Annotated in this window: 6 protein-coding genes and 1 pseudogene; all 7 read right to left on the bottom strand. The window is 61.9% G+C overall.

Annotated features, from left to right (window positions below):
* Nucleotides 1-455: 455 nt before the first annotated feature.
* The 7 genes and pseudogenes from AC0L15_RS21330 to AC0L15_RS21360 all read right to left on the bottom strand — a co-directional run bounded on the left by AC0L15_RS21330 (nt 456) and on the right by AC0L15_RS21360 (nt 10,347).
* The gene (locus AC0L15_RS21330) at nt 456-3,479 is read right to left on the bottom strand and encodes an ATP-binding protein (RefSeq protein WP_473496977.1); all 3,024 of its coding nucleotides are present in this window, start codon (nt 3,477-3,479) and stop codon (nt 456-458) included.
* Nucleotides 3,480-3,683: 204 nt separating this feature from the next.
* Nucleotides 3,684-4,994 (bottom strand): annotated as a pseudogene (locus AC0L15_RS21335) (bifunctional AfsR/SARP family transcriptional regulator/alpha/beta hydrolase); the annotation flags it as partial.
* A 550-nt stretch (nt 4,995-5,544) separates the two neighbouring features.
* Nucleotides 5,545-5,991 (bottom strand): MaoC family dehydratase, encoded by a 447-nt coding sequence (locus AC0L15_RS21340; RefSeq protein WP_027154475.1) that lies wholly within the window; start codon nt 5,989-5,991, stop codon nt 5,545-5,547.
* A gap of 23 nt (nt 5,992-6,014) precedes the next feature.
* Nucleotides 6,015-7,226, bottom strand: a complete 1,212-nt coding sequence (locus AC0L15_RS21345) for an NAD(P)/FAD-dependent oxidoreductase (protein ID WP_473496953.1) — start codon at nt 7,224-7,226, stop codon at nt 6,015-6,017.
* Nucleotides 7,227-7,236: 10 nt separating this feature from the next.
* A complete protein-coding gene (locus AC0L15_RS21350; RefSeq protein ID WP_287248120.1) occupies nt 7,237-8,469 on the bottom strand; it encodes a flavin-containing monooxygenase in 1,233 nt (410 codons plus the stop codon).
* Nucleotides 8,470-8,534: 65 nt separating this feature from the next.
* Nucleotides 8,535-9,113 carry an OsmC family protein gene (locus AC0L15_RS21355; protein WP_027154473.1) on the bottom strand — a complete coding sequence of 193 codons (579 nt, stop codon included), beginning with the start codon at nt 9,111-9,113 and terminating at the stop codon, nt 8,535-8,537.
* Between the two features lie 808 nt (nt 9,114-9,921).
* Nucleotides 9,922-10,347, bottom strand: coding sequence for a globin family protein (locus tag AC0L15_RS21360; RefSeq protein WP_027154472.1), 426 nt, complete (start codon nt 10,345-10,347; stop codon nt 9,922-9,924).
* Nucleotides 10,348-10,812: the final 465 nt, after the last annotated feature.

Genomic DNA, 10,812 nt, shown 5'->3' on the forward strand with positions numbered 1-10,812 from the left:
GCAGGTCCTTTGTGCGCGCCGCCTTTGCGGCCTTCACCGTGATGGCTGCCAGCGCTATTGCCTCCGCCACCATGGTTGCCACCGCTATTGCCTCCGCCGCGCTCGCCGCCGGCGGCAGCTCCTGCGCAAGCTACCGCGATCGAGCAAGCGAATGCGAAATATGCCCAGCTGAATCCAGGGAATTGACGCACGACGACCTCCATAAGTGCGTCGGTCCCAACCGTCTTTCCGCGCCATGCAGTCAGAACGGCGCAACCGCCGCTGCCCCCAGGCAAAACTCGCGACCAAGGCGCCCACGGAGGGTAACTAGGGGATCAATCCGGTGTATCAAGGACGCGGTGCTTGGTATGGGCGTCGTCCTGGTTGCTGGCGGGAGGGGAGGCCACGATCTGACCCCGTCGCTGACATTCTGAGGTGCAGCCTAAGAGAAGGCACGCGTCATGTCGCCACGTTGGCTAGAAGAACTCACGCGCCGCCCGCGCATCCTGGCTGTCGTCGAGCTTACCGACAAGCTCGCCGTGAGGCGCGATAAATTCACGCGCTTTCTCGACATCTCCAAGGCTTCGAAGACAGCGAGCGAGTTCCACAGCGATACGCAGTTGGCCAATCGCGGAACGCTGCAAGGTAGCGACGTTCGCAGCCTTGTGGAGCATCTTCTCGATCTCGTCAGGTCCGCCACCGCTCTTTTCGCGGATACAGGCTTCGATCCTAAGTACTTCGGCGAGCTGGAAATAGGTTCCGTTGTAGCGGCCGAGCTCGAGGGCAGCTTCAACCGACTTGCGAGCGCTGTCCAGCCTGCCGCTGTCGCCCAGCGCTTCGGCGTAAAGGCCTATCAGATAGGGCAGCCCCATTTCAGCGCCGGTCCGGCGAATGGCAGATATAGCTTCCTCCATGCCGCGCAGGCCGGCCCCCCGTTCCCCAAGCCGGAATTGCCCCCATCCAACCTGGAACGCGGCTTGGCCGACAAGGAGCGGCAACTGGAACTTCTCTGCTATCTGCAACTCGCTTTCCGCCGCCCGAAGCGCGGCCTCAGGCTCCCCCGCGAACATATGGAGGTAGCTGGTCCCCCAATACGCAAGCGCCATGCTCAGCGGATGCTCGAAACGTCCGGCGAGCCCGGTTGCGTCTTCGCACCGTAGCCTTGCCTTATCCGGCTCGCCGGCCAGCCAGGCTGACAATCCCGAGAAGCAGCGGCAGCAGACGCCCGGGTCATGACCGGAGTACTTGTACGTCAGATAATGATCGCGGTCGGGGTGGTAGAGGCCGATGGCGCGTTCCGCATGGTTCTGGGCCGCCGCGGTCTCCCCAAGGAAGAAATTGTTTGTCCAGAACATGTGCTCGGTCTCGATCGCGAGACCGGGATCGCTGTCGTCCTTAGCCATGCCAGCCCATCGGCAGGCCAGTTCCTGCGCCGCTGCCGGCTTACCGCTAAGCATGTAGTATTGGGCTCTCCCGCGCAGCGCCGTGAACAGACGCGCCTGGTCGCCGATCTTACTGCAAAGTTCCTCGGCGCGCTCGAACGCGGCGAGCACTTCGGTCGCACCCCAGCCACGGGCCGCCATGAGGGCCACGCCCCTCGCGAGCTGGAACTCGATCTCTTGCTCATCGGCGTCGGCGACATCGTTGCTCCTCAGCAGCCTGACCCCAAGGTCCAGTTGCTCAAGTGCACTGACGTGCGCCGACCGCCTGATCGCCTTGCGAGCCGAGATCAGAAGATAGCCGACGGCTTCGACCCAGAGGTGAGCCTGTTGCGCGTGTCTGGCCAGGCGTTCGCTGTGCTCATCAAGCCGGTCCGCGTAATGGGCCTTCAATTCGGCAAGCGCAGTCCTGTGGAGCTCAATGAGCGCCGACGATACGATACGTCCGGACACAGCAGTTCGGATGAGGACGTGCTTGAAGCGGACGAAGGCCTCGGGAAAAACCTGAAGCTCCACTAGGAGATCGGCCTTCTTCAAATTCTGGAGGGCGGCATCGAAGCGCAGGCTCGACAGCGTCGCCATCCTTCGTAGCAAGGGCACCGGAATCTCTCCGCCGAAGATTGAGGCGACCTCGGCTACCCGCTTCGAATCCTTGTCGAGACGTTCGAAGCGAGCGTCGACAATCGTCTGGATACTCGCCGAAACGACGATCTCGTCGACCTCGCCAGAAGGCCGGTAGCGGCCCGGCTGCCCTTCCAGCTTGCCGGTCTCGGCGAGAGCGCGGACGGTCTCTTCCAGGAACAATGCATTGCCTTTGCACGCATCCCCGACTGCACCGCGGAGCTGCGCCAGCTCAGGGTCCCTGCCAACCAGGTAGTCAAGAAATGCTGCTGCTTCGGCCGTATTGAACGCCGGCAGGCGGATTTCGGAAGGTCCTGCAGCGGCGAAGGCAGCGCGATCGTATTCGGGTCGACAGGTCAGGATAAGCAGACAGCGGACAGTGGGCAGTGCCTGCGCCAGCCGCACCAGGACCCCCTCACTCTCGGCGTCTATACAATGAAGGTCCTCGACCAGGAGAACGACGGGCTTCTCGCGGCCAAGGAAGAGCAGAAGCCCAACCGCTGCTTCCTGCATGCGCCGGGATCGCTCCTGGCCAGAAATGATAGCCCAGTTCGGATCCTGTACGGGCAGTTCCATGACTGCCATGATCGGATCGAGGAGCCGCTCATCGAAGCCTAGCGCGCTTTGCGCGGCCAGTACCTTTTCGATTGCGATTGGCGGCGCTTCGGTGTCGCCCACGCCGAACAGGGTTTGCAGCAGTTTCCGAATTACGACGAAGCCGCTGCGCAGGTCCGTTTCGAGCGCGCCGACCTCCAGATTCTCAGCATCATCGTGAGGGATGGCCCCAACGAATTCATGCGTGACACGCGACTTGCCGTGACCGGGATCGCCGACCACGAAAACCGTCTGACCTTCGCCGTCGAAGACGTCATGCCAGGCCTTGTTCAGAATCTGCAGTTGCATCTCGCGGCCGACGAACGGCGACAGCTGCGTTTCGGCGCGCAACTGCCAGCGCGAGCGGCCCCGCCTGATCTCGATCACTTCAAAGAGCCGCTGGTTCTTCGGGTATTCCGACAGAAGTGGCGCTGCCAGCGCTTCCATACTGACGAAGCCGCCAGCCGATGCCCGGGTCCTGGCGGTTGCCACCACGAGATGGCGCCCCAACGCCTGGCTCAGCGTATGGGCCACGGACACCGGCCCACCGCGCACCTCCAAAGCCCGGTCGCGTGCCGGGCTGACGATCACGATGCCTGTGTCCAGGGCAGCACGAACGCCGGTCATCCAATCGCCATGGCGCAGCGCGAGCTCGCGCAGCGCGAGTGCGGTCCGGCAGGCAAGTGCAGCATGTCCTTCGAGCGGCTCAGGCGCGCCAAACGACGCGACGAGCTCGTTCTCGGAAATCGTCAGAACCGTTCCTCCGTTGTCGCGCACGAGTGCGGTGGCCTGCATGAGGAAGGGGTCGACCCGCTCCAGCGCGACATCGGGAGGCAGGTTCTCCATCACCGGTTCAGCGTATTGGAAATCGGCGCACAGGATCGTTGCCTGTCGCCGGGTCCTCGGGTCGACCGCAACGACCGTTTGCGCCTGAAGCGCCTCGTTGGCAAATGTCGACGCCTCGAGAATGAAGTTGCGGAACGCGGGTTCCTCGGCAAGAAGGATGTGATTGGCGCTTTCCAGTTCGACGAAGCGGGCACCAGTTATCGATCTGGCGAGCTCCAAACCTTCCGAGAAAGGCGCGACCCGGTCGCCGTTGGCGTGCAGCACGAGCGCTGGCACATGCAGCCGTTCAAGCGATCGCGATATGTCAATGTCGGCAAAGACATAGCTCAACCGCATCGCGTTTTCCGGCGTGAGTGTCCGGCGCTGCAGCTCATTGAACCAATCCATCTGCACGCGATTGGCGCCCGGTATAAACAGGTTGGTGAACATTTGGCGGAACAATGGGTCGTCCCGACCCCAGCCCTGACGCATCAACGCCGAGATTGCTTCGCGTCTGACGATCTCCGCCGCATTTCCGCGCGCTCGCCATCCACGAACATATCCCCCCCAAATCAAGAGACCCGCGACCCTCTCGGGATGGCGAATGGCGTATTCGACAGAGAGAGCACAGCCTTGCGATATTCCAAGGAGGACGAAACGGTTGAGGCCCACGGCCTCTACGACGCATTCGAGATCGTCGACGAATGCATCGAAAGACACATCCTCACAGACTGTGTCGGAAAGGCCGTTCAGGCGCCCGTCGTAGCGTACAAGCGTGAAGCCGCTGGACAGCCCGTCGATCCAATGTCCCCAAACTGGGCTTTCCCAATCGAAGTCGAGATGGGACATCCAGTGCGAGGCACGCACGATCGCTGGCCCGGATCCGCTGATGACATAGGCGATCCGGGTGCCATCGCGGGCATTGACGTAGCGTATCTGCTGCTTACCTGACGAAACCTTCGTCAAAGGCGACGGGACGGGTTCGGGCACGGGCCCCGCCAGCGGAGGTTCGGGGGCCGGCCGGCTAACAGGTCCAGCCGTCGTGCCACTTCGGATCGGGGCAGCGGCGACGGTCAGTCGAGCCTGATCGTTAATGCGGGCGATCTCGTCTGCTAGATCATTGTCCGGAAGAAGTGACTGCAGCGTGTGCACGTGGGGAAGCGCCCGCTCAGGCTCGTCGCCCAGGCGATCGATCAGGGCGCGTAGCGCCTTCAGGTGCAGAATCTCGGTCTCGTTCGAACAATAGACGCGCCAAGCCTCGAACGCCTGGCAGCGCGGCAGATAGAGGTCCGACAAGAACGGGCCGGCGAAAGCCGCAGCGATCGAATCCAGACGCTCTGTAGGCAGCGAACCAACCGCATCGGCCGACAGGCCCCTGATCAGATCGTAGTCGAGCCAGATCGATCCCGGCTTCAGTTGGACCACGTTGCGATCGGCCGCAAGCCGGGTCTCGCCGTCGGCATTTAAGATCCGGCGCAGCTTCGAAAGGCTCCAACGCAGCGCGCCCCGAGGATCATCAGGGACGTCCCAAAACATCTCACAAAGCCACTCGCGGCGCTGCTGCTTTTGCTGCACGGCCAGATAGGCGAGTAACGCCCGCGTCTTGCGCGATTGCGTTAGCGCCACAGGCTCGCCGTCACGGCGAACCGTGAGGTCGCCAAAGACCCTTACTTCGAAGGCCGAGCTCAATCCGGTTGTCCTAACCGTATGGTCGGCCTTACATTAGCGACGAAGCATTTGGGTTCGCAACACCCAAACCGATGGCGGACGTGTCTTCACGCCCGCCATCGCATTTGACCCGTACTCCGTCACCGGACCTCAGCCCTGCGAGCGATCTCGCAAAGGCGTCTGAAGTTAATCACGCGGTCGAGATGCTCCCGGACTGCCTCGAGCGGCGGACCTTTGCGGATGTCTTTCCACAGAGTGGATGTCGGGGTTGCATAGATACCGAATGAGATGTTCATAAAGTTGGCTCCTTGGTTTGCAGCGGACCATTCCGCTAAGTTCCTCGAACATGCGTTCTGCCCGTTGGAGACAGCGTGTGGGAGAGCATGGAAATGCAGAGCCGCCCGGCAGCCTATGGCGGCTAATCGAGCGGCACAGTGTAGGTTGTTGCCGTGCCGGACAGGCAAATCTCGCCTGCCGAGTTTGCGACGGTGGTTGACAGCGTGCAGATCGGCTTGTCTTCCCGCACGCTAAGCACCTCCGCGCGTGCGACGATCTCCTCGCCGATACCGACAGCCTTGAGGAACTTCCACTCGACGCCAAGAAAGACGCTGCCGGGTCCCGGTAAGTCCTCGGCCACCAGCGCATTGAGAAGGCCGGAAGTGACACCGCCCTGAACTATGAGACGGCCGAATACGGTGCGGGCGGATAGGGCATCATCGTAGTGGAGTGGGTTTCTGTCGCCGGTCATGTCGCTGAACGCAATGATGTCGCTAGCACGAGTGATGCGCCTTCGCTCTGCACTGGCCCCGACTTCCGGTTGTCCGAACCGGACCCCGGACCATCCGGATCGTATGGTCGTTTGCATAGCCTTGCTCCTTGTTTTGTGTTTCAGATTGCCTCTAGCTGCGACGTCACTAGCCCTTGCGGGAGAGGCGGAACCTCGCGATCGCGCGCCGCCCGGGCCAAGAGCACAGCGACTTCGGATTTCATCGCCTCGCTGAAGCGCTTGTGGCGTTCAGGTAGCTCTTCGAGGGACCAGTCGAAGGCACTGATGGCGTCCGTGGTCTTAAGGATGGGCAGCGCGAGGCTGTCGCGTACTTCCTGGAACTCCCGCAATGCGGACTCGCGACAGGAAAGTATTGCCGTCGCGGCCCCTTCGGCATCACGCAGGGCGTCGGAAATACCATGCGAGGTCAGCGGATCGCGGAAGAAGCCGGCATCGCCGACCAGCATCCAGCCAGGGCCGTATGCCTGCCGCAATCGGCCGGGCGTGCCGCGGAAGGCCTTCAGACGTTCGCCACCATTGCCGAAGACCCGCGATCCCAATCCGGGTGCCAGCGCTGCCAGGGCAAGCTGTGCGGCGGAAAGATCGAAGCGGAACTCCGCGTCAAACCGCTCGGTCGGAACGGATGCGACGATACAGGCAAGCCCGTCATTCGTCGGTATCACGCCGCCGGATAAGTTCCGGCCGAAATACCAGTGGTATCCCGAGAACGCCGGCGCGGGGGCGTAGCCGAAGACATGTGCCACCGAGCACCGCCCCTGCACCAGCATCCGTGCTTCGACCTTGCGAGCGACAAACGAGCCGAGCCCGTCTCCTCCAACCACGATATCGGCGCTTATCTCGCGAGTTTGGCCGCCGGCATCTCTCAATGTGACGCCGCGAACACGGCGATGTGCGTCGAACATGAGATCATGGACCGGAGTATCGTGCATAATCGTGGCTCCAGCGGCTCGTGCTGCATCGACCAACATGCGATCAAGCACCGTGCGGCGTGGAGCGATCAGGCCCGGAATATCTGGCTCGGGCCGAATGGGCACCGTGACCTCCTGCTCGCCATAGTGAAAAGTGGTAGACCTGATCACCGGCGCACCGCTTTGGATCAACGGTTGGAGCAGGCCCCAACGCGAAAGCTGCATGACGGCTGGTCGCATCAGCGCGTGTGTAGACAGCGTGTCAGATCCATAGGACTGGCGGTCGACTGCCAGCACCCGCAATCCTGCCCGGGAGAGCAGCATTGCCGTCGAGGCTCCGGCGCAGCGCGCGCCGACGATGATGGCGTCGTAGTGAGAATGTGCGGGGACGACATTGGAAAGCATCGGAATGTCCTTATGCTGCCTTGAGGCCGCTCTGACCGAGGTAGTGTGAGACATGGTCGGCGATCGCTTGCGCGTCCGGCCCAACGCCTCCAATGAAATTGGAATCGCGCTTGCGCAGAAAGCGAAAGCCAAGCGCATAGAGGCCGGCGACGGTCGTTATCCCGCCCTTGTGGGCCAGTTCGCCATCGGCGGTGATGACGGGCAGTTTCAGCCATGAAAACGAGCGGCTGTAGCCAGTCGCCGATATGATGGTGCCGATGTCGTCGTTCGCGAACGACAGGCGCTTGAGGCAATTCGTCGGCAGCTCGATCGGGGCGGGGGCGCCGGCCATGGATTTGTGACCCGCGAACTGGTCGACCTGGCGAAGGAGCCGGTCCTGCTTGGCGTCCGCCGCCGTGATGCTATCTTTGAGATCATCGGCAAAGCCAATTGTCCCGTTCGAGATGCCTTTCAACCGCCCGGTGAGTTCGACTCCGAGGCCCTGAAGGGTCGCCAGATCGACATTGGAGCGATCCGCCCGACCGGCAAGTTGAAGTGAAGGCTGTCGTCTGGCGCTGTCGGGATCTGTCAAATCGTCCAGCCGCTGGGACATGAATCCCATATGGTAGAGCCACCAGAAGATATCCTTGTCTCGCCAGATGCGCGGCAAACGCGTGTGCTTGCCGACGGACAGGATTACGCGTCTGCCACTGCGTCGCAGCTCGTCGGCAATCTGGACGCCCGACGACGATGCGCCGACAACCAGCACGCCGCCTGACGCAAGCTGGTCGGGACTTCGGTACTGCGAAGCGTGGATGCTGACCGGTTGGTCCGCGCTGGTATGCAGGGGGAAGGGCATGCTCGGCACGTCGCAATGACCAGTGGCCACAACGACGACTTTCGCCGACCAGTCGCCGGCGGTCGTCCGCAGCCTGAAGCCCTGCCCATCCTGTTCGCACGACAAGACATCGACGTACGAGCGCACCGGCGCTTGCGATCGATGGGCATAGCCAACCAGGGTTTCCACAAACGCGTCGCGGCTCATGTAGCCGTCGGGTTCGGAGCCACAATATGGGGAGCCTGGCAGCGCGTTCAGCCAATTGGGCGTCAAAAGGCGGAGCGAACGCCATGTCGAGGACCGCCACCGTTCGCCAATGCGCCCGCGTTCCAGGATGGCATGCGAGATCCCACGTTTTCGAAGGCAATGGCTCAAGGCGATGCCCGCCTGGCCAGCGCCGACGATGACAACGTCAGCCTGTTCCATATTGTTTCCATCAATTTTGGAGGGCGACGGTTCAGACACCCGTCCGAACCGCCTTGCCGAGTGGATCACTGAATGGTTTTGACACCGACCGAAACGGAAACACCGTTCGTCAGCATGTCGAAGACCGCGGACCGTGCCCGTGTCTGCTCGACCAATTGCTGGAGCTTCTCGGACGGCGCATCGCCCTCGATTTCGAACGCCACCGTGATGTTGTGAAAGCCGTTTCGGACCTCGTCGGAAATCCCGAGGATGCCGCGCAGATCGATGTCGCCATCGACCGAGCACTGCACCTTGGTCAGCTTGATGCCGCGCGCCGCGGCGATGTTGGCGACGCCCGCCATCAGGCAGCTGGCGAGCGCATGCAGCAGCCATTCGACCGGGGTGGGGCCGTGATCGGCGCCGCACAGCACGGCCGGGTGGTCACTGTCGGCGTAATAGGCTTTGGCATGCTTCTGTTCCTGGCCGGCGCCGTGAAAGCCGAGCATGACGCTCTTGCTGTGGGTGCCTTCGACCCACTCGTTGTGGACGCGGAACTGGAACTTGGCCAATTCAGGCTGGCCGGCGACAAAGTTGATCGTTGCCAGAAGGTTCGGCGTGTCGACGCCGTTCAACGGTGGCCTTGAGGACTTGGTGGTGTGTTGCATCGTCTTCTCCAAGTGAATAGTGCGGCGAATTTGCCGGACCGCTTCCTTGTGACGGCGCTGCGTTTGAACGAGGGTGGTTGCGTTCGTGGAATTTGCCATGGAATTGCTGATCCACATGCTTCCACGCTTCGAAACGATCTGCGAGACGTGGGCCTTGTTCAAAGCGCCAAAACCCTGGCGAGGTGATCGCCCAGGATTGCGCGGTTGAGTAATTCTTGTGTTGAAGGCCTTGCCCGACTTCGGGGCAACTCTCACGCCCGTCGAGCCGAGCCTGTTCAGCAGGCCGAGTCAATGTGGATCAGCATCATTCGCGTTCAAGCCACCGCGTTGAGCGCTGTTGGCAATTGTAAACCGCATTGACGTGACGTGATCGATCTCCGAGCGGCCGATGCACATGTCGTTGAGCAGATAAGTCGGGCGTTGACTGTAGCGCGACTCGCTCGCTGCGCATCTTCAATGCACGGAAGGCCAGGCGGATCGCGGATTTGGCAAAGCCGATAGCGTCGAGCCTGTCGCTCGAGGCGGAATAGTTTGCGTGATCGATGGTGGTCGTTTTTTCTCCATCCTCGCGACGCGACCATTCGCGCCGTCAATTAGAGGAGGTTGCGATAAGACCAGGGGAGTGAGCGTTTGAGCCTCCGTCGAACTATGGCCGAATTCGACGGAATGGATCCGTTAAACTGCGTATGCAACCACGGGAATCGACAGCCACTGTCAATCGCGGCCGCCGGGCTGGGCCACGGGCGCGTTTGGTTTCAAAGCGCGAACATCGCTAACTTAAGTGCCGATTGTTCCGGCATCGGATGCCTCACGCTGCGAGCTGATCCTCGCGAGCAGCCGCGATCATCACACTTGCGAGCAACGCATAGGCTGCCTCCCAAGCCTCGCCGACCGCCGGCGTGAAGGCCGTGCCGAGGCCGGCCGCCATCGTGTCGATGAGCGCTTGCCCGACGATCGGGTAATGATGCTCCTTGAAACCGCAAGCCCCATGACGCTTGGCGAGCTCGCGTACGGTCGGAAGGACGGTGTTGGCACGATCCAGTCCGCGCACGACGGAGCCCAGGCTCGCCATCAGCTCTGCGCCTTGCTTGGGCATGTCGCTCGCCAGAAACAGTGCGCGAAGATCCGAGTCGATCGCGAACAGGCGTTCATAGAACAGAGCCGCGGCTGCCACGCGTATCGGGAGGACCTCGTGGAAACTATCCTGAACAAGTCGAATCTGGTCGGGTGTCATTGGCGACGCTCCTGCGCTCCTGGCCTGCCTGCGGCTCGACCATCCGCCCAAAACGTTTCGCATGCATGTCGTCCGGCGCGTCGATGTGTTTCAGGTGTGTCTCAATTGAGGTTCGGTTTGCGCTCAGTGTATTCAGATTCCTTCTGTGTCCTGACGGTGCCCGGAAACCTCTCAATGAAACCAAGCATCTAGGAAACATTCCCGAACAGTCCTCTGATCACAGATCACTCGATTTTTCATCGCCTGGTAGCTCACGGCCGAAGCTTATTGCGCCGCTGAATTTGTCGCAATCGGAGCAATGTCCGCACCGGTCGTCTCCCGCCATGCCCAACGCGCAAGTCGGATCGTCACCACCAGGATCCCAGTACCGCTTGAAAAAGTGGAGGCGGGCCCCGGGGGGGGGGGGGGGGCAAAAAAACCGGGGGGGGGGGGGGGGGGGGGGGGGGGGGGGGGGGGTGTGTGTGG

The organism is Mesorhizobium sp. WSM4846, from assembly GCF_055811415.1.

Excerpts from the sequence above, each read along its gene's own strand:
- AC0L15_RS21350 (WP_287248120.1), bottom strand. The coding sequence starts at position 8,469 with ATGGAACAGGCTGACGTTGTCATCGTCGGCGCTGGCCAGGCGGGCATC.
- AC0L15_RS21330 (WP_473496977.1), bottom strand. The coding sequence starts at position 3,479 with ATGGAGAACCTGCCTCCCGATGTCGCGCTGGAGCGGGTCGACCCCTTC.
- AC0L15_RS21340 (WP_027154475.1), bottom strand. The coding sequence starts at position 5,991 with ATGCAAACGACCATACGATCCGGATGGTCCGGGGTCCGGTTCGGACAA.
- AC0L15_RS21345 (WP_473496953.1), bottom strand. The coding sequence starts at position 7,226 with ATGCTTTCCAATGTCGTCCCCGCACATTCTCACTACGACGCCATCATC.
- AC0L15_RS21355 (WP_027154473.1), bottom strand. The coding sequence starts at position 9,113 with ATGCAACACACCACCAAGTCCTCAAGGCCACCGTTGAACGGCGTCGAC.
- AC0L15_RS21360 (WP_027154472.1), bottom strand. The coding sequence starts at position 10,347 with ATGACACCCGACCAGATTCGACTTGTTCAGGATAGTTTCCACGAGGTC.